At 46.8% G+C, this 18,488-nt stretch carries 18 protein-coding genes and 1 pseudogene; 13 read left to right on the top strand and 6 right to left on the bottom strand.

Translation table 11 applies throughout. The annotated features are described in order from the left end of the window. Positions 1–14: 14 nt before the first annotated feature. Together BTR1S_RS14545 and BTR1S_RS14550 are read left to right on the top strand one after the other, a co-directional pair. Positions 15–1,634, top strand: a complete 1,620-nt coding sequence (locus BTR1S_RS14545; RefSeq protein ID WP_006640139.1) for an L-lactate permease — start codon at positions 15–17, stop codon at positions 1,632–1,634. 119 nt (positions 1,635–1,753) lie between these two features. Beyond that, complete coding sequence (locus tag BTR1S_RS14550; protein WP_006640140.1) at positions 1,754–2,392, top strand: LysE family translocator; 639 nt, start codon at positions 1,754–1,756, stop codon at positions 2,390–2,392. A 2-nt stretch (positions 2,393–2,394) separates the two neighbouring features. On the opposite strand, the gene BTR1S_RS14555 is transcribed toward BTR1S_RS14550, so the two are convergent. Next, positions 2,395–3,714 (bottom strand): amino acid permease, encoded by a 1,320-nt coding sequence (locus BTR1S_RS14555; protein ID WP_006640141.1) that lies wholly within the window; start codon positions 3,712–3,714, stop codon positions 2,395–2,397. Between the two features lie 205 nt (positions 3,715–3,919). Here BTR1S_RS14555 and nadE point away from each other — a divergent pair, with 205 nt between their 5' ends. From nadE to BTR1S_RS14600, 8 genes and pseudogenes are all read left to right on the top strand, one after another. Next, positions 3,920–4,738, top strand: a complete 819-nt coding sequence (gene nadE / locus BTR1S_RS14560) for an NAD(+) synthase (protein WP_006640142.1) — start codon at positions 3,920–3,922, stop codon at positions 4,736–4,738. Positions 4,739–4,860: 122 nt separating this feature from the next. Further along, entirely contained in the window at positions 4,861–5,418 is a 558-nt protein-coding gene (locus tag BTR1S_RS14565; protein ID WP_006640143.1) for a shikimate kinase, read from the top strand. A gap of 104 nt (positions 5,419–5,522) precedes the next feature. Continuing rightward, a pseudogene (locus BTR1S_RS22080) lies at positions 5,523–6,118 on the top strand (CatB-related O-acetyltransferase). A 6-nt stretch (positions 6,119–6,124) separates the two neighbouring features. Beyond that, positions 6,125–6,895 (top strand): nucleotidyltransferase domain-containing protein, encoded by a 771-nt coding sequence (locus tag BTR1S_RS14580; protein ID WP_029419419.1) that lies wholly within the window; start codon positions 6,125–6,127, stop codon positions 6,893–6,895. 356 nt (positions 6,896–7,251) lie between these two features. Next, positions 7,252–8,163: a proline dehydrogenase family protein gene (locus BTR1S_RS14585; protein WP_173400971.1), complete on the top strand. Its 912-nt coding sequence runs from the start codon at positions 7,252–7,254 to the stop codon at positions 8,161–8,163. Positions 8,164–8,187: 24 nt separating this feature from the next. Next, positions 8,188–9,735 carry an L-glutamate gamma-semialdehyde dehydrogenase gene (pruA, locus tag BTR1S_RS14590; protein WP_006640147.1) on the top strand — a complete coding sequence of 516 codons (1,548 nt, stop codon included), beginning with the start codon at positions 8,188–8,190 and terminating at the stop codon, positions 9,733–9,735. Between the two features lie 118 nt (positions 9,736–9,853). Further along, a complete protein-coding gene (gene putP / locus BTR1S_RS14595; RefSeq protein ID WP_006640148.1) occupies positions 9,854–11,296 on the top strand; it encodes a sodium/proline symporter PutP in 1,443 nt (480 codons plus the stop codon). Positions 11,297–11,418: 122 nt separating this feature from the next. Next, positions 11,419–12,663 (top strand): PucR family transcriptional regulator, encoded by a 1,245-nt coding sequence (locus BTR1S_RS14600; RefSeq protein ID WP_006640149.1) that lies wholly within the window; start codon positions 11,419–11,421, stop codon positions 12,661–12,663. 77 nt (positions 12,664–12,740) lie between these two features. Here BTR1S_RS14600 and BTR1S_RS14605 read toward each other — a convergent pair whose 3' ends face one another. From BTR1S_RS14605 to BTR1S_RS14615, 3 genes are all read right to left on the bottom strand, one after another. Further along, positions 12,741–13,586, bottom strand: coding sequence for a TIGR03943 family putative permease subunit (locus tag BTR1S_RS14605; RefSeq protein ID WP_029419418.1), 846 nt, complete (start codon positions 13,584–13,586; stop codon positions 12,741–12,743). A gap of 4 nt (positions 13,587–13,590) precedes the next feature. Further along, positions 13,591–14,478 (bottom strand): permease, encoded by an 888-nt coding sequence (locus BTR1S_RS14610; protein WP_006640151.1) that lies wholly within the window; start codon positions 14,476–14,478, stop codon positions 13,591–13,593. A 123-nt stretch (positions 14,479–14,601) separates the two neighbouring features. Next, positions 14,602–15,222, bottom strand: a complete 621-nt coding sequence (locus tag BTR1S_RS14615; protein WP_006640152.1) for a flavin reductase family protein — start codon at positions 15,220–15,222, stop codon at positions 14,602–14,604. 101 nt (positions 15,223–15,323) lie between these two features. Between BTR1S_RS14615 and BTR1S_RS14620 the strand changes: the two genes are divergently transcribed. From BTR1S_RS14620 to BTR1S_RS14630, 3 genes are all read left to right on the top strand, one after another. Then, positions 15,324–16,280, top strand: a complete 957-nt coding sequence (locus BTR1S_RS14620) for an acetylxylan esterase (protein ID WP_006640153.1) — start codon at positions 15,324–15,326, stop codon at positions 16,278–16,280. A gap of 102 nt (positions 16,281–16,382) precedes the next feature. Next, positions 16,383–16,805: a MarR family winged helix-turn-helix transcriptional regulator gene (locus BTR1S_RS14625; protein WP_006640154.1), complete on the top strand. Its 423-nt coding sequence runs from the start codon at positions 16,383–16,385 to the stop codon at positions 16,803–16,805. Then, positions 16,796–17,125, top strand: coding sequence for a DUF3147 family protein (locus BTR1S_RS14630; protein WP_006640155.1), 330 nt, complete (start codon positions 16,796–16,798; stop codon positions 17,123–17,125). Before BTR1S_RS14625 ends, BTR1S_RS14630 begins: the two co-directional genes overlap by 10 nt. Here the strand turns inward: BTR1S_RS14630 and BTR1S_RS14635 are convergent. Beyond that, the gene (locus BTR1S_RS14635) at positions 17,112–17,543 is read right to left on the bottom strand and encodes a hypothetical protein (RefSeq protein ID WP_006640156.1); all 432 of its coding nucleotides are present in this window, start codon (positions 17,541–17,543) and stop codon (positions 17,112–17,114) included. The two genes, BTR1S_RS14630 and BTR1S_RS14635, sit on opposite strands and share 14 nt — an antisense overlap. An 85-nt stretch (positions 17,544–17,628) precedes the next feature. Next, positions 17,629–18,399 carry a hypothetical protein gene (locus BTR1S_RS14640; protein WP_006640157.1) on the bottom strand — a complete coding sequence of 257 codons (771 nt, stop codon included), beginning with the start codon at positions 18,397–18,399 and terminating at the stop codon, positions 17,629–17,631. Between the last annotated feature and the right edge of the window lie 89 nt (positions 18,400–18,488).

Genomic DNA, 18,488 nt, shown 5'->3' on the forward strand with positions numbered 1-18,488 from the left:
GAGAGATGATGAACATGTGGCAGCAGGTTTACGATCCGTTTGGGAATGAGTATATCAGCGCTTTTGTTGCAATCCTGCCGATTTTATTCTTTCTTCTTGCGCTGACCGTATTTAAAATGAAAGGGATTTTAGCAGCGTTTTTAACGCTTGCGGTCAGCTTTCTTGTTTCAGTGTTCTGTTTTCACATGCCGGTGGCAAAAGCTGTTTCCGCGGTGTTCCTCGGAATAGCAAACGGGCTGTGGCCAATTGGATACATTGTGCTGATGGCCGTCTGGCTTTATAAGATTTCTGTCAAGACAGGAAAATTCAAAGTGATCAGAGCGAGCATCGCCGGAATTTCATCCGACCAGCGGCTTCAGCTGCTCTTGATCGGCTTCAGCTTCAACGCCTTTTTGGAAGGAGCGGCCGGCTTCGGAGTTCCGATTGCGATCAGTGCGGTACTGCTTGTCGAGCTCGGGTTTAAACCGTTAAAAGCGGCATCCCTCTGTTTGATCGCGAATGCGGCTTCCGGTGCGTTCGGCGCGATCGGGATACCGGTCATTACGGGGGCGCAGATGGGGGATATGACTCCTCTTGAACTGTCCCGTACATTGGCCTTAACACTTCCGGCCATCGCCTTTTTCGTTCCTTTCCTGCTCGTTTTCATTTTGGACGGGTTCAAGGGCATAAAAGAAACGCTGCCCGCCCTTCTGGTTGTAAGCGGAAGCTATACGGCAGTGCAGACGTTTACGATGCTTGTGCTCGGTCCTGAGCTCGCCAACATTTTGGCGGCGCTTATCAGCATGGGAGCACTCGCGCTGTTCTTAAGAAAATGGCAGCCGCGGCGTATTTATAGAGAAGTTGGGAACGAACAGGAGCCGGCTCTCAAGTACGGTGCGCTAGAGGTAGTGAAAGCATGGTCTCCGTTTTACATCTTGACCGGCGTCATTGCCCTGTGGAGCCTCCCCGCTTTTAAAGGGCTTTTCCAGGACGGCGGCCTGCTGAAGCAAACAACGCTTTTGATCAAAATGCCGTTTCTGCATCAGGAAGTGTTAAAAACACCGCCGATTTCCCCGCAAGCAGCACCGCTTGACGCCGTGCTGAAGCTGGATTTGATTTCGGCGACGGGCACTGCCATTCTGCTCGCGGTGGTCATCACCATTTTGCTGAGCCGAAACATTGATATCCGGGGCGGCCTAAGCTGCCTGAAGGACACAAGCCGTGAATTATGGCTGCCGATTCTTACGATTTGTTTTGTAATGGGCTTTGCCAATCTGGCAAACTACGCGGGGTTAAGCTCTTCCATCGGCTTGGCGCTTGCCAAAGCGGGCGGAGTGTTCCCATTCCTCAGTCCTGTGCTGGGCTGGATCGGCGTATTCATCACCGGATCAGTTGTCAGCAATAACGCTTTATTCGGTCATTTGCAGGCGGTCACCGGAGCACAGATCGGTACGAGTTCGGCGCTGCTCATTGCCGCCAATACGGCGGGCGGAGTCATGGCCAAGCTCATTTCCCCGCAGTCGATTGCAATTGCCGCGGCGGCGGTTCAGCAGACAGGCCGGGAATCAAAGCTGTTCAGTCAAACGGTAAAATACAGCCTCGTTCTGCTCCTGATCATCTGTATTTGGACGCTTGTGCTGTCAAATCTCGGATGATATAGCGTAAAAAAAGCCTTTTCCGATTAAGGAAAAGGCTTTTTGATTTGAAGATGTTCTAACCATCCCTTTTTTTGAATACATTGTACAAGTTATCGCGAAGGGGGAAGCGCGGTATGTTGAACATTTTTCTCAGCTATGTGTTTTTAGGCTTGTCATTGGCTGCACCGGTCGGCCCGGTCAATGCGGCACAGATTGACAGGGGAATGAAAGGCGGTTTTTTCCATGCCTGGCTGTTTGGTTTAGGGGCGGTAACAGCTGATGTTGTGTACATGGTGCTGATTTATTTCGGTGTTGCTCAATTTCTGACTATGCCATTTTTAAAAACGTTTTTATGGCTGTTCGGTTTTTTTGTTCTGACCTATACGGGAATCGAAAGCTTGGTCAAAGCCAAGGAAGTCTCGCTGATGAGAGGCCAAAAGGAGAAGGAATCGTACCGCAAATCCTTCTTTTCCGGGCTGGTGATTTCACTATCCAACCCGCTCAGCATCATGTTTTGGCTCGGCATATACGGAAGCATCCTTGCGAAGACGATTGAGTCATATGCTTCATATCAGCTGCTGCTATGCAGCTCGGGCATTTTAATCGGGCTGTTTTTGTGGGATTTGGCCATGTCTTTTCTAGCAGGGACATTCAGAACGTTTTTGAGCCCGAGAATGATCCAGGTGACGACATGGATCGCCGGCATCACGTTAATCATCTTCGGCTGCTATTTCGGCTATCAAGGGATTCAGGAATTGATCCGGCCAGCCCGCTGATCTTACGACCGCGAGCTGGTCCATTTCTTTTTCATCAGCAGTGTCACAGCGGCGATAATAGCGAGAAACAGAAGACTGACGAAAAAGCCCGGCCTGCTGTTTTTCTCAAATAATGTGCCTGACACGGCGAAGACAATCAGGATCAGCGCCGCTGCAATTTGAACGTTCCCTTTCAGCTTCGGCTTTGTCAGTTTTTTGCTAGAAAACAGGATAAACATCCAATTGTAAAGCAGCATCAAGCTGGCGGCCGTTGTCATATGTTCATACAGCTGTTTAGGAAGAAGCAAAGACAGGATGATCGAAGCAGCGAGCACGAGCACGGTCAGCCCCAGCGCCGGCCATGATACTTTGGCGTTTTCTTTTTTAGAAAAGCACGCCGGTGCATCACCGTTTTTCGCCATTGTCCCCATCAGCGTCGTCACCGCAAATAATGAAGCGGTCAGCGTCGAAAAGCCGGCGATGATAAAAATGCCGTTGAAAATGTGCATGATCAAGTCGAGCTTGAACGGTTTTAATGATGTAATAAACGGGCTATCCTGTTCGGTAAAGGCGCCGACCGGAATAAGCAGCAGCGCGAGCCCGATGGAGATGACATAAACCGATGCAAGCGTGATCAGCATCAAACTGCCTGACTTTCCCGCCTCTTTCGGGTCTTTCAAATCAACCGCCATCAACCCCAGAACTTCAATGCCGCCATAGGCGTAAAACGTGTAAATCAAGCCTGTCCACAATCCCATGAAACCGAAAGGAAACAGCTCATGAAGGCGGTCCGGCACCTGGGCATCCGGTGTTTCACCGGGGAGAACGCCGCATAAGGCCAGAATGGCAATGATGACAAACATCAAAATCGCGGCCGTTTTGAGAACGGCAAGCATGTTTTCCGTTTTTTCAAAGCTGCCCCGTCCTGTGAAAATGATGATCAATCCGAGAATGGCGTAAATCGAAGCAAACACCCAAAGCGGGATCTGCTGAAACCAATGGCGCGTGAAAAGTGAAATCGCCGTTAATTGGCTTCCGATAATGAGCATTTCAGATGACCAGTAAACCCAGCCGTTGCTAAAGCCCGCCCAGTCGCCGAACGCTTCTCTGGCATAAGAGCAAAAAGACCCTTCAACAGGATGGTCGGCCGTCAATTTTGCCAGCTGCTGAAAAACGAGAAACGTTCCGAGTGCAGCAAGAAGAAAGGCGGCTAATACGGAAAAACCGCTTTTCCTAATAGCGATGCTTGATCCCAGAAAAAAACCTGTTCCTATTGTGCAGCCGACACCGATCAATGACAGCTGCCACCATTTTAACTTTCCTTTTGCCGTTTGCTGTTTCATGAATTCAACTCCTCTAACCTACTCGTTATTGTGCCAGCAGGAACCGCTTTTATTCCGGCGGCGCTGAAACTGTCATTGTGCGCTCCTTGTTATTCACTTCAGAACGAAAACTGTGCTATAGTTAAAGGAGATCTCATAGTTAAACGGCTCATTCAGACAAAAGATAACAATAAACATAATTCTCTTATATCAGGAGGAATGACGGATGACTTTGCAGGAAAAAATTATCCAGGAGCTGAACGTAAAGCCTTCTATTGATCCGAAACAGGAAATTGAGAAGAGGGTCGGATTTTTAAAGAGCTACATGAAAAAAACAGGCGCGAAAGGCTTTGTTTTGGGAATCAGCGGAGGACAGGATTCTTCGCTTGCAGGCAGACTGGCCCAACTTGCAGTGGAGGAACTGAGGGAAGAAGGAGTGCAGGCGGAATTCATCGCGGTCCGGCTTCCGCACGGCGTTCAGCAGGATGAAGACGACGCTCAGCTGGCTCTTCAATTTATTAAGCCTGACAAATCGCTGGCTTTTGATATTTCGTCAACGGTTAGCTCTTTTGTCTCCCAATTTCAATCTGTTACAGGGGAGTCGCTTGCCGATTTTCATAAAGGAAATGTGAAAGCAAGGGTGCGGATGATTGCCCAGTATGCAATCGGCGGACAAAACGGATTATTGGTCATCGGCACAGATCATGCGGCAGAAGCTGTTACCGGGTTTTTCACCAAGTATGGCGACGGGGGAGCAGATCTTTTGCCGCTAACAGGGCTGACGAAACGGCAAGGCCGCAGCTTGCTTGAGGAGCTGGGCGCCCCGGAGCGGCTCTATACGAAAGCGCCGACGGCGGATTTGCTGGATGAAAAACCTCAGCAGGCTGATGAAACAGAGCTGGGTCTGACTTATAACGATATTGATGATTTTCTGGAAGGAAAAACGGTTTCCCGCGAAGTGGCCGATGCGATCGGGAAGAGGTACCTTGCGTCAGAACATAAGCGCCAAGTGCCGGCTTCCATGTTTGACGACTGGTGGAAATAAATTCGAAAGAGGCTGTGAAAACACAGCCTCTTTTGTTTATATCGGTTATATCATTGCACATTGATTTGTCATATACTAAATATAATTTGTGATTCCTTTAACCAAGGAGATGAAATCTAGAGATGAATGATAGAAGAGCCATTCGTGCGAGCGAAAAAAATATCGTGCTGATCGGGTTTATGGGAGTCGGAAAAACGACAATCGGACAGCTTGTGGCCAAGACATTATCCAGGGACTTTATCGATATCGACCAGGAAATCGAAAAGGACTTTGGGATGACGATTCCCGAGATGTTTGAACAAAAAGGGGAAGCGTTTTTTCGGAAAACGGAAAAAGAATATATTATGAATATATGTGAAAACACAACATGCAAAATCGTCTCTCTTGGAGGGGGCTCTTTTCAGCAGGAGGACATCAGAAAGAAATGCCTGGAAAGCTGCATTGTGATTTTCTTGGATGTATCATGGGAGAATTGGAAGCAGCGCTTGGATCTCTTGATTGAAAACCGCCCGGTTCTGCATAATCGTACAATCGATGAAATGGAACAGCTGTTCAATGAGAGGAGGAGCATATACGCTCTTCATCATTCAAGAGTTGAGACGGACAACCGGGAGCCGGAGGAAGTGGCTGAAGACATTGTGGACATGCTCAAGGTTGACTGGGAGCTGCATCAGCCTTAAACAAACGTTTGATGAAGCCCGGATTTCTCATATAAAATAAGGAGCTGCGACCTTTTGATTGAGTAAGGAGCGATCGGTGTGAATGGCCATGATCCAAGAAAGATATAGGAAATCAACATGTCCAGTTTGTCAGCCAGACGATTACCAAACCGAATATCATCGTCGGCGACTGCACATATTATGATGCAAAACATGGCGAATCTTTTGAGGAGCAAGTATTATATCACTATAAGGGATTGGACGACCGTTTGATCATCGGAAGATTTTGTTCGATTGCCCCAGGCGTCCGGTTTATGATGAATGGAGCCAACCACCGAATGGACGGCTCCACATATCCTTTTAATATTTTCGGCCATGGCTGAGAAAGGCACACGCCGGCTCTGAATGAGCTGCCGTTAAAAGGAGATACGGTAGTCGGACATGATGTACGGATCGGTATGGATGCCGTTATAGTGTCCGGCGTTACAATCGGTGATGGAGCGGTTATAGCGGCGAATTCAGTAGGATGTGCCTCCTTAAAATCGTCGGGGGAAACCCCGCCAGGCAAATAAAAAAACGTTTTTCCGATGAGAATATCGAAGCCTCGCCGGCCATCAAGTGGCGGAATTGGGATATCGGGAAAATCAATAGACATTTGGATGACATTGTGAAAGGCGACCTGAATCTGAGCCGCCGGCGACCATACGAAAAGAGGCGGTGATCTTTTCTGAAGCAACGTATTAATGAAGAATTGGCGAACATCGAAAATATGAATCACGTAAAAATCCTTTTTGCGGTGGAGTCCGGAAGCAGGGCCTGGGGTTTTCCTTCGCAGGACAGCGATTACGATGTCAGGTTTATTTATGTTCATCAAAAAGACTGGTACCTCTCCATTGATGCAAAGCGGGATGTCATCGAGCGCCCGATTCATGAATCTCTTGACATCAGCGGCTGGGAGCTGACAAAAGCGCTGAGGCTGTTCCGAAAATCAAATCCTCCGCTTCTTGAATGGCTTTCATCGGAAATGGTTTATTATGAAGCTTTTTCATTGGCGGAAAAGATGAGAAAGCTTCGCCAGCGGGTTTTTTCTCCGCCGGCCTGCATGCACCATTATTTAAATATGGCTTCAGGAAATGTTCGCCGTGAACTTCAACGGGAACAGGTGAAAATAAAGAAGTATTTTTATGTGCTCCGTCCGCTGCTGGCTTGCAAGTGGATTGAAACCCGCCAGACGGTTCCACCGATCGAAATTCGAGTGCTGATGGATGAGCTTCTTGAAGACGGACGCCTGAAAACGGAAATTCTTAAGCTGCTTGAACGGAAAAAGCAGGGGCAGGAGTTTCAGCTTGAGCCCCAGCACCCTGTGCTGCTGGAATTTATCAAAAACGAGATGAAGCGGCTCCAGCCGGCGGCAAAAGCAAGCAAACCGAATACAGAAGATCTGACTCCCCTTCTTGACAGGCTGTTTCGAGAAACGCTTGACGAAGTGTGGGCATAAAATATATTCCCTTTAAGTATTTTCTTAAGGGGTTTTTTCTTTGTTGTCAGCGGGAATGGTTTAATATACAAGAAAACGTTTTCATTAGAAGGAGATGATGGCTATATTCACAGCTGCTGTCCGATCTGCGCCTTTTTCTTTTGAAAAACTTCTTTTTAATCCTATTGTCGTATAGCTTTAATGTTTTTAGGAAGAAAGTTTCTGTTTGGATGCGGGCGGTTGTCAAACATTGTGGAAAAAACACAAAAATCGTCAGCTTTTTTGTTTTTTCGAAATATTGTGAATCAGCCCTCAGCTCTTATAAAATTAAGAATATAAAGAAATATTTCATGAGATGGCGGGGTGTGATAATGGAAGTGATAACAAGGGACTTTTTTTTATTCTTATCTAAAAGCAGCATCCTGAATCGCCTGGCGAGAAATTGGGGGAGTTCTGTCGCAACTGGAAAAATTATCGGAGGAAAGGATTTTGAATCTTCGATTCCGATTATCAGAAAGTTGAATGAGCAAGGGCTGACTGTTACTGTTGATCATTTAGGCGAGTTTGTGGACAGCAGGGAAGTGGCAAGGGAACGCACACAAGAATGCATTCGGGCCATTCAGCTGATCGCCCAGGAAAAGCTTGAGTCACATGTTTCCTTAAAAATGACTTCATTGGGTCTTGATATTGACCTTGATCTAGTCAGAGAAAACATGACCGGCATTCTGGATACCGCTGAACAGCATCAGGTGATGGTGACGATCGATATGGAGGATGAGGTGCGCTGCCAGAAAACGCTTGATCTGTTTAAGGAATTCAGACAGCGCTACGAATATGTCAGTACGGTTTTACAGGCTTATTTGTACCGGACAGAACAGGATTTGGAAGAGTTAAACCCGTACAAACCGTTCTTCCGTCTTGTGAAAGGAGCATATAAGGAGTCGCCCCAGGTGGCGTTTCCGGATAAGAAGGATGTTGATGAGAATTATAAAAAGCTCATTAAAAAGCAGCTGCTTAGCGGCCATTATACAGCCATCGCAACTCATGACGACAAGATGATTGATTTCACCAAAGAAATTGCGAGGGAGCACCAAATCGGAAAGGACCGCTTCGAGTTTCAAATGCTGTACGGCATGCGCAATAAAACCCAGCTTGAATTAGTCAAAGAGGGTTATAACATGCGCGTATACCTTCCGTACGGGGATGACTGGTACGGATACTTTATGAGACGGCTTGCCGAACGGCCTGCCAATATCGCATTTGCATTTAAAGGAATGACCAAAAAGTAAAACGATAAAAAGGGGAGATTTAGAATGACAACACCTTACAAACACGAACCATTTACAGATTTCGGGAGAGAAGAAAACCGGGCTGCATTTCAAAAAGCACTGGATACGGTAAATGAATGGATGGGTCAATCATACCCTCTTGTTATCGATGGGGAAAGAATCGAAACTGAAGACAAGATCGTTTCGATCAATCCGGCAAACAAAGATGAAGTCGTCGGGACGGTGTCAAAAGCGACGCAGGATCATGCCGAGAAGGCCATTCAGGCGGCGGCGAAGGCGTTTGAAACATGGAGATACACTGATCCGGCGGAAAGAGCGGCAGTTTTATTCCGTGCGGCAGCAAAAGTTCGCCGCAAAAAGCATGAATTTTCGGCGCTCTTGGTCAAAGAAGCGGGCAAACCGTGGAATGAGGCTGATGCGGATACAGCTGAAGCGATCGATTTCATGGAATATTACGCACGGCAAATGCTTGAGCTTGCTAAAGGCAAACCTGTCAACAGCCGTGAAGGGGAACGGAATCAATACGTCTATACACCGACTGGCGTAACGGTCGTCATCCCGCCTTGGAACTTCCTTTTTGCGATTATGGCAGGTACAACAGTGGCACCGATCGTTACGGGAAATACGGTTGTGCTGAAGCCGGCGAGCGCGGCGCCTGTCATCGCCGCGCGGTTCGTCGAAGTGCTTGAAGAAGCGGGGCTTCCAAAAGGGGTCGTGAACTATGTTCCGGGCAGCGGCGCTGAAGTCGGGGATTACCTTGTTGATCATCCGAAAACAAGTCTGATCACATTTACCGGTTCAAGAGAAGTCGGAATCCGCATTTTTGAACGGGCAGCCAAGGTTCAGCCGGGGCAGACCCACCTGAAACAGGTGATTGCGGAAATGGGCGGAAAAGACACGGTTGTCGTTGATGAAGACTGTGACATTGAATTGGCGGCTCAATCGATTTTCACATCTGCCTTTGGTTTTGCCGGCCAAAAATGTTCAGCAGGTTCCCGTGCGGTCGTTCACGAAAAAGTCTATGACCAAGTATTGAAGCGCGTCATCGAAATCACCGAGTCGAAAAAGGTCGGCGCTCCTGACAGTGCAGATGTCTACATGGGACCTGTCATCGATCAGGCGTCATTTGACAAAATCATGGATTACATTGAAATCGGAAAACAAGAAGGCCGCTTGGTCAGCGGAGGTAAGGGCGATGATGCAAAAGGGTATTTCATCGATCCGACCATCTTTGCCGATCTGGACCCGAAAGCCAGATTGATGCAGGAGGAAATCTTTGGACCAGTCGTTGCTTTTTCAAAGGTGAAGAACTTTGACGAAGCTTTGGAAGTTGCCAATAACACGGAATACGGGTTGACCGGCGCGGTCATTACAAATAACCGCGATCATATCAACCGGGCAAAACAGGAATTCCACGTAGGAAATCTGTATTTTAACCGGAATTGTACAGGTGCGATCGTCGGCTACCATCCGTTTGGCGGATTTAAAATGTCAGGAACGGATTCAAAAGCGGGCGGCCCGGATTATTTGGCTCTCCACATGCAGGCGAAAACAATCAGTGAAATGTTTTAAATGACAATCAAGTAGGGGAGAGAAGGCAGTCTTTTAAGGCTGCCTTCAATAAAGAGAAAAGAGTCGAAAAATTTAGACAAAACGGCACCTTGGGGGGATTCTTATCCAAAACGTACAATTGATCATTTCGATTGCAATTTATATGGTTGGCATGCTTTTGATCGGGTATTACGCGTATAAACGAACATCAAATCTTTCAGATTACATGCTTGGCGGACGCGCGCTAGGCCCTGCGGTCACAGCGCTCAGCGCGGGTGCATCCGATATGAGCGGCTGGCTGATGATGGGTCTGCCGGGGGCAATGTTTGCCACGGGTTTAAGCGGGGCGTGGATCGTCATCGGGCTTGTGCTCGGGGCTTGGGCAAACTGGATTTATGTGGCGCCGCGCTTAAGAAGCTATACGGAAATCGCCGGCAATTCAATTACGATACCGTCATTTTTAGAAAACCGGTTTGGCGATAACACGAAAATTCTCCGGATTTTTTCGAGTATTGTCATCATCACGTTTTTTACCTTTTATGTATCATCCGGAATGGTGTCCGGGGGGGTTTTATTTAACAGTATATTGCATTTGGACTACCATACAGGCTTATGGATCATATCGGCCGTTGTCGTATGCTACACGCTTTTCGGCGGATTTTTGGCCGTGAGCTGGACCGATTTCGTACAAGGAATCATTATGTTTGCCGCCCTGATTCTTGTTCCGCTTGTGACGATTATTGAAACCGGCGGCCCGTCTGAAGCCTTTACGGAAATCCGCTCGATTGACCCGGATCTGCTCAACGTATTTAACGGGACGAGTGTTCTCGGCATTATTTCTCTATTCGCCTGGGGGCTCGGCTATTTTGGACAGCCTCACATTATTGTGCGCTTTATGGCGATCTCCTCTGTAAAAGAAATCAAAAAAGCGCGCCGGATCGGCATGGGATGGATGATATTCTCAAGCATCGGGGCACTCTTGACCGGATTGATCGGTCTTGCTTACTATTCCCAAAAAGGACTTCATCTGGATGACCCGGAAACGATATTTATTCAATTGGGCAATATTTTATTTCACCCGATTATCACCGGCTTTTTGATTTCAGCCATTTTAGCCGCAATTATGAGTACAATATCCTCGCAGCTGCTTGTTACTTCAAGCTCATTAACGGAAGATTTATACAAAACAATTTTCAAACGCTCCGCCTCTGATAAAGAACTGGTCTTCTTTGGCCGCCTGGCCGTTCTTGTTGTTTCGATTATCGCCCTTTGGCTCGGCTGGTCAAAAAACAATTCAATATTGGGGCTTGTCAGCTACGCATGGGCGGGATTCGGATCTTCATTCGGCCCCGTCATCATTTTAAGCTTGTATTGGAAGCGGATGACAAAATGGGGGGCTCTTGCCGGGATTGTTGTAGGGGCAGTCACTGTCGTTATATGGGCTGCAGCAGGGCTTTCCGATTTTCTTTATGAAATGATACCGGGGTTTGCCGCAAGCTTATTGTCTGTATATGCCGCAAGCATCCTGACTTCAAAACCGAATCAGAAGGTCGCCGAGCAATTTGAAAATATAAAAATGTGATGCATCTCTTAAAAACGCCTCTGTCCAATGGACAGAGGCCGTCTAAATTTTCAAAAAGTAACATCTATACAAGAATGCAAAGGAGAAGTATGATTAAGTTAAAAACGGGTAGGAGAAAGGATATGGAAGAGCTATTAGAACAAGTTGTTTCTCTTTCAGATATTAACCAGATCATTGATTTTATCAGCGATGAGCTGAAAAAACCGGTCATACTGGAAAGCGCGGATTTTTTCCTATTAGCTTACAATTCCTATTATATCAACCACTTTGATGCGGCAAACCAGCAAACCATTTTCTCCAAAAAATGTCCGCTGCCGATTTTCGAAAAATTTGTCGAAGAAGGAATCATTGATCAATTGAAAACCATTCCGACTCCTTTTCGGGTAAAACAGATTGAAGAGATCGGCCTGAACCAGCGGGTGGTGGTCAGCGCCAAACACAAAGGTGAAATCATGGGCTACATTTGGATTCAGGAGATTGAAAACAACCTGACGGATGAAGAGCTTGATTTCTTATATAGGGCTTCTTTTCATGTTGGAAAGATCATCTACAAGAAAGAACGGCTGAAGCAGGAAAAAGAGGAGCGGGTCGAAGAGCTTTACAGGCAGGCGATCAATGACCAGTTCCAAACGGAAAAAGACCTGAAAGCCGCAGCCGACAAAGCGAATGTTGTGCTGCCCTCCATATTTACCGTGATGGTGCTTCAAGTCGTCGACGGGGAGAATGAGCTGCTTGATGATCTGAAAGAAACGATCAGATCATATTTAAATCTGAAGGACAATATCAGCCACGTATTGGAGGATCATTCCAACATCGCCATTATTGTCGGCAGCGTGTCGCGGAAGCGCTCCGCCATTGCCGCGGCGTCTGAGCTGATCAACAGGCTCTTAACCCATCTGCGCTCACAAATGCTGCCTCTTATCTTCATCGGGGTCGGCAATGAATACAGCAGTCCGCTGATGCTCGGCAAAAGCTACAAAGAGGCTCTGCAAGTTACAAAAGCAGCGGAAATCACCGGAAGCCAGGAGCATATTCCCTATGAGTACCAAAAGCTCGGTCTTTTCAGGTATCTTGATCAAATCGCCGCAAAAAACGACCATCTGCAATATTCAAATCCCGATCTTATGCTGCTGAAAGAAAAAGACAAAGAAAGCCACACCGAATTTTTGAGAACGCTTGAAATTTATCTCGTCAACAATTGCAAAGTCAAACCATCCGCAGAACAGCTGTTTATCCACCAAAACACCTTAAACTACCGCATTAAGCAAATATTGGACATGACCTCGATCGACCTGAATGACTTTAACACGAGATGCCAACTGTTCATCGATTTGATGCTGATGAAAAAAGCCGGCTACAAATCGTGAAAACGCTTCTGCCCGGAAACGCGCTCCCGGGCCATTACAATTGAATAGGAAAAGCCGGTACATCTTGGACCGGCTTTTTAATATGTGCGATAAACGTAAGGATCTTTCGGTTCTTTGATTTTGGACCATTCTGTCACTTGCAGAACCGGAATCGTCGATTTAAACGGCTGGTAGAACTGCGATGTCAGGGTGCCCTTTACATGGAGCCATTGATCATTTTTGATATTGATATCATCGGGAAACTCCACAAGCATGCCATAGACGCCCGAGTCGGCGATACAATGGATGATTCCGAAACGAAGCACAAACAGCTGCCTGTCATGAATCGATTCCCCTTTAAACGCGAAGCCGCTGAATTCGATCGTTTTATCGAGGAATTCTCCGGGAGCATTATAGATGGCTTCCATCCCTTTCAAATAGTCCTCGTCCTGCAAAGCGATCCGTTTTTTTCCTTTATAGTTTTTCAGCGCTTTTTCCATGAGCTCGTCATAGCCGTCCTGCCCATAGTAGATGCTTGTATCAGGACGCAAATATTGCGTTTGGGAATAATGCTCAGGCTGTTCGATCGCTTTAAACGAAAAGCCCTTCGATTTGACGATATTGGAATCAAGCGTGGCAACCGGAAGGAACAGCCCTGTACATAAAGGGAAGATGAACACAAAGTAAATAAACATTCTTTTGAAAAAAGGCTGATCTTTCTCATGGCTGTGATCATGTCCGCACCCGCAGTCATGTCCGCATTCTGTCTCATTCGCCCCTTTCAAATAGAGATAGAATTGCACCGCGGTCAGAATCGCCAGCAGAAAAATCGCAATATAAGAGAGATAAGCATATTTCATATTAATATATTTGGTTAAATTCCCGGAAGCGTGGAGATGAAAAAAGAAAAACGTAAAAAACATCAAAATCAGTGTGCGAAACATGATCTCACCCCTTTACCAAAAGTGATCCGGCCAGAACGATGACAGCGATATAGATGATCAAGAAACAGACAAAGCGTTTTTTAAAGATTCCGAGCATCATCAGCAGGTTTTTCACATCAACCATTGCCCCGAAAACAAGGAATGCGATCAGAGAGCCCAGTGAAAATGTACTGCTGAAGGATGATGCGATAAAGGCATCAACCTCTGAACAAAGGGATAATACAAATGACAGACCCATCATGACGAGCGATGAGGATACGTCATTTTGGCCGATCGCCAAAAGGGTCGATGTTTTAATAAATGTTTGCATCGCAGCTGCCACAAAAGCGCCGATGATCAAGTATTTTCCGACTGAAAAAAATTCGTCTACCGCATGGCGGAGCGTCCCTCCAAGCTTGCTCAGAAAAGACTGCCCGGCATGGCCGTGATGGTGATGGCGGTGAGACTCCCCTTCGATCAGCTGATTTCCTTTAAATTGAAAAGAGATGATGACTCCCGCGATCAGAGAAACCGCAATGGCCAATCCTCCGCGGTACAATACAACATCCCATTTGTTCCCGAAAGCGATAAAAGTAGAAAACAAAACGATCGGATTGATGATCGGAGCCGTCAGCATAAAGGCCACAGCCGCATGGAGCGGCACGCCTTTTAGAATCAAGCGGCGGGCAATCGGCACGATGCCGCATTCACAGGCCGGAAACAATATACCGGCAAATGTACCAGACAGAACGGCAAGAAACCGGTTTTTCGGAATGATTTTCGCCATCATTTCTTCTGTCACGAACATTTGAATCAAACCAGATATAAAAACCCCGATCAACACGAATGGGATGGCTTCTATTAATATACTGATAAAGATGGAATTGAGCTGCAGAAAAGATTGTGAAGCCACAAAAAAACCTCCGTTTCAGTCTAGCATTATATCATAAAACAGAAACGGCGGCGGGGACGGCGCAAAATCTTTGTGATGGCATGAGAAATGCGGACTGACGACAGCCGGTCCGCTTTTGGTCTTTTAAGTGGGCCGTTCAACAGACAGCGTTTCACCCAATGAGGCATAGTTATTTCCCGCAAGCCGGGCGATAGGGCGCAATGCTTCTGTGCGGATATAGCCTTTTTCAGGATCGTACACTTCATCAGCCAAATGGATGCAGACGACCCTTCCAATTAACAGATCATTGACCGTTTCTCCGCCGTCATGATCAAATGTAAGGTGGCGCTCCAGTCTGCATTCAAACCGAATCCGCGCTTCGCGGATGGCGGGAACTGAAATATGATCGCTTTGAATAGTGTGAAGACCGGTCAAATCGAGCTCGCTTTCATGTGCGGGAAGGGAAGCGGCCGTCTTATTCATATCCCCCACAAGATCTTCATCTACAATGTGAACGACGAATTCTTTCATTTCCGCTGCATTCCTGGCTGTGTCTTTCATCACGCCATTCCTTCTGCCGACAGATATAGAAAGCAGCGGAGGGTCGGAGCTGACCACATTAAAAAAGCTGAACGGCGCGGCATTGACAGCTCCGTTGACAGTCGAGACCGTTGTCACGAATGCGATCGGCCTCGGAACGACAGCCCCGGACAACAGTTTGTACGTTTCTTTGCTGGAGAGATGCTTTGGCAAGAGAGTAAACATGTCAGATCCCCTTTCTTTTTTTCTTGCTCCATTATAACGCAGCAGGCGATAGATTTATGGTAGAATATTCGCACAACTAAAAGAAAAGGAGACGAAACAATATGCAGCAGCCTTATGATTTACCGCTTGACCAATTATATTCATATAAACCCGAGCGGACGGCGCCCCGGGATTTTAAGGAGTTTTGGAAGGAATCACTCGCAGAGCTTGCAGAAGAAGAGGCGGAGCCCAAGCTTGAGCGCTTCGATTATCCGGCTGACGGGGTCAGCGTTTATTGGCTGACATACCGGAGCATAGGCGGGGCGCTTATCAAAGGCTGGTATGCGGTTCCCGACGGGAACGGCCCGCACCCTGCAATCGTGAAATATCACGGCTATAACGCGAGCTATGACGGAGACGTTCACGATATCGTCAACTGGGCGCTCCATGGCTATGCGGCATTTGGGATGCTTGTCCGCGGACAGAACGGCAGCGAAGATACAAGCGGCTCCCCGCACGGACATGTGCCGGGCTGGATGACAAAAGGAATCCTTGACCCGAAAACATATTACTACAGATGGGTTTACCTTGATGCCGTAAGAGCGCTCGAGGTTGTCAGCGGATTCGCCGAAGTCGATGAAAAGCGGATCGGTGTCATCGGCGCAAGCCAGGGAGGCGGATTGGCCATCGCGGTATCGGCATTGTCTGATATTCCGAAAGCAGCCGTTTCCGAGTACCCGTATTTAAGCAATTTTCAGAGAGCGATCGATACGGCGATAGAACAGCCATACCTTGAGATCAACTCCTTTTTCAGAAGAAACAGCAGCCCGGATATTGAGCGGAAAGCGATGAATACGCTGGCATATTTTGATATTATGAATCTCGCTGAATCGGTGAAAGCGCCTGTTCTCATGTCAATCGGTTTAGTCGACACCATTACGCCGCCATCCACCGTCTTCGCGGCATACAATCATTTAAACACTGAAAAAGATCTTAAAGTATACAGATATTTTGGCCACGAATTTATTCCGTCGTTTCAAATGGAAAAGCTGGCGTTTTTGAAAAAGCAATTAAAATGATGTATGGGACAACCATCCGGGCGAAATCTCAGCCGGATGTTTTTTTATATCTTGATTAAAGATTATATCGTATATTAAGATATAAAGGAGAGGGTGATGTTGATGCATAAAGAAGAATTCATCGAAGCAATCAATCAAGATTGGACTGACATCTATTACCATTTACACCATAAACACCATGACGGCTTGTCTCACCAGGCTGTCCGTCTGCTGCAGCATCTCGAAAAAAACCGGCATGTCACAATCGGAGATTTGGCCAATCTATTGGAGGTATCCCATAATACCGCGTCAGAACACGCGAAACGACTGATTCAAAAGAAGCTGGTGGAAAAAAAGAGGGATGGGAAGGACGAACGAAAGGTTTATGTGACATTAACCGCTGAAGGCGAGGCCGCCGTAAAACAGCATACCCGGCTTGATCCGGACAAGCTGAAGAAGGTGCTGGAACAATTGCAAGAGGATGAAGTCAAAATGGTAAAAACGGCATTTTCTATATTAAGCCGGGAGGCAAAATCATGTTTTTAATCATCAAAATCGCTGTTTCCGCCGTTCTTATTGGCATCATCACTGAAATTGCCAGAAGGTCGCCGGAAGCTGGAGGAATCATTGCAGCGCTTCCGCTGGTCAGTCTGCTCAGTTTATGCTGGCTATCCCTTCAAGGGGAGTCCCCACAGCATATCAGCCAGTTTGCGGCGGGCGTGCTGTGGGGGTTCCCGGCAACCGCGGTTCTCATTCTGATCGTAGCCGTCTGTTTAAAATCATCGTTTCCGCTGGCGGTTTCTATGATGTTCGGGATATGCGGATGGGGCGGATGTTTGCTGCTCCAAAAAGCTATCTTTGGCTGAAGGCGGAGAAATCAAAAGTTTCGGGAATGGCTCCATATGTTCCTTTAATGCGAATGTTTTTACATTCGCCTTTGGTATTTTCAAAATAAAGCCTGTAAGTCCGGGGCATTCCCGTCATCACATCTTGGGCGGTTCGATCCGGCCAGTCACCGTCATAATCTTTTATACTTAGACTCATAAATCTGCCGGAAAGGTGCATCATCTGAATTTTAATAGTCGTTTTACAGTTTTCTGCATTAAAAATCGTAAACTTATAACCTATGTTCCAATTTGAGTTAAAGTCGATGTCAGGAATAGGTTCTTCATGGGTTCCCGTAAGTGTAATATTCAGCTTGTGCGGAAACGTATAAGCTTCGGCGCTGCTCCCAAAACTTAAAAATCCACAAACCAAAACCGTGATCAGCAAAAAGCGTTTCATCAAATATCCCCTCCTTTTCCATTTTATTGTAGCATAGACAGATTTAAAAAAGATGGAAAAAATGCAAGGCGATTGTTTTGTTTCTTTAACCGAAAGTATAAAGCCCGGAATAAGAAAACATCCTTGGCGGAAATGGAATGTCCTGATCAGCACGAGCTGGCAAAATGGATGTCGCTAAAAATCTGAAGCAGCCGCTTTGTTGGCTGTTTAAACTGATGCGGTAGGTCTGTACCGATTCAGGCTTAAGCTCAACTATACATGCTCCGGCCGAGTGATGATTCATCTGAAACTCTCTAAAAGCTCCATTTTGAAAATGATATAAATATCCTTTTAATTTACATGTCTCTTCGTTTATGAACGAAAGATACATGTCTTCATGGACAATGTTTGCAACCCTGTTCCCTTCCCTGTCAGATAGATAAATAGGTCTTTCTCGTTCTTCTGTGATGGTTTTATGATGGACGGGTTCAAGCAAAAGAGGGGCTGCCTGTTGATCTGCAGCTGCTGAGTTAGATGCGATTTCAAAATAGTAGGCGGCAGCATAATCGGCATTCCAATGCCGGTTTATATCTTCTTTATCTGTTTCATCGAACATGTAGGTCTGGGAGATGATATAAACGATATGGCTTCCTGACGGGATATGCAGGCTGATATGGATGGTTTCGGATGAACGGGGAGGGACTGTCAATTGGAAGGTTTGCGCCGGTTTCGGGCGGCCCTCAATCAACACAGAGATGTGAATGCGGTCTGTCTCATCCGTTTCATTGCAGTATATGTACCGCGCCTGAAAATGGCCGGACGGGTCGGTTTTATACCGCACTTTGCTGCGGTCAATGGTATAGGGGTCCTCGGCCAAAAAATAAGTCGATCTGATCTTATTGATAAAACCGCCTCCTTTTCCTGTATTTCGATTATAGCATAAAAAAGGCCGCCGGCTTTGGGCCT

This window comes from Bacillus sonorensis NBRC 101234 = KCTC 13918 (genome assembly GCF_001592005.1).
Taxonomy (GTDB): Bacteria; Bacillota; Bacilli; order Bacillales; family Bacillaceae; genus Bacillus; species Bacillus sonorensis.

Bases quoted from the DNA above. Each gene is read 5' to 3' on its own strand.
- BTR1S_RS14545 (WP_006640139.1), top strand. From the start codon at position 15: ATGTGGCAGCAGGTTTACGATCCGTTTGGGAATGAGTATATCAGCGCT.
- BTR1S_RS14555 (WP_006640141.1), bottom strand. From the start codon at position 3,714: ATGAAACAGCAAACGGCAAAAGGAAAGTTAAAATGGTGGCAGCTGTCA.
- nadE (WP_006640142.1), top strand. From the start codon at position 3,920: ATGACTTTGCAGGAAAAAATTATCCAGGAGCTGAACGTAAAGCCTTCT.
- BTR1S_RS14565 (WP_006640143.1), top strand. From the start codon at position 4,861: ATGAATGATAGAAGAGCCATTCGTGCGAGCGAAAAAAATATCGTGCTG.
- pruA (WP_006640147.1), top strand. From the start codon at position 8,188: ATGACAACACCTTACAAACACGAACCATTTACAGATTTCGGGAGAGAA.
- BTR1S_RS14600 (WP_006640149.1), top strand. From the start codon at position 11,419: ATGGAAGAGCTATTAGAACAAGTTGTTTCTCTTTCAGATATTAACCAG.
- BTR1S_RS14605 (WP_029419418.1), bottom strand. From the start codon at position 13,586: ATGTTTCGCACACTGATTTTGATGTTTTTTACGTTTTTCTTTTTTCAT.
- BTR1S_RS14615 (WP_006640152.1), bottom strand. From the start codon at position 15,222: ATGTTTACTCTCTTGCCAAAGCATCTCTCCAGCAAAGAAACGTACAAA.
- BTR1S_RS14620 (WP_006640153.1), top strand. From the start codon at position 15,324: ATGCAGCAGCCTTATGATTTACCGCTTGACCAATTATATTCATATAAA.
- BTR1S_RS14625 (WP_006640154.1), top strand. From the start codon at position 16,383: ATGCATAAAGAAGAATTCATCGAAGCAATCAATCAAGATTGGACTGAC.
- BTR1S_RS14630 (WP_006640155.1), top strand. From the start codon at position 16,796: ATGTTTTTAATCATCAAAATCGCTGTTTCCGCCGTTCTTATTGGCATC.
- BTR1S_RS14635 (WP_006640156.1), bottom strand. From the start codon at position 17,543: ATGAAACGCTTTTTGCTGATCACGGTTTTGGTTTGTGGATTTTTAAGT.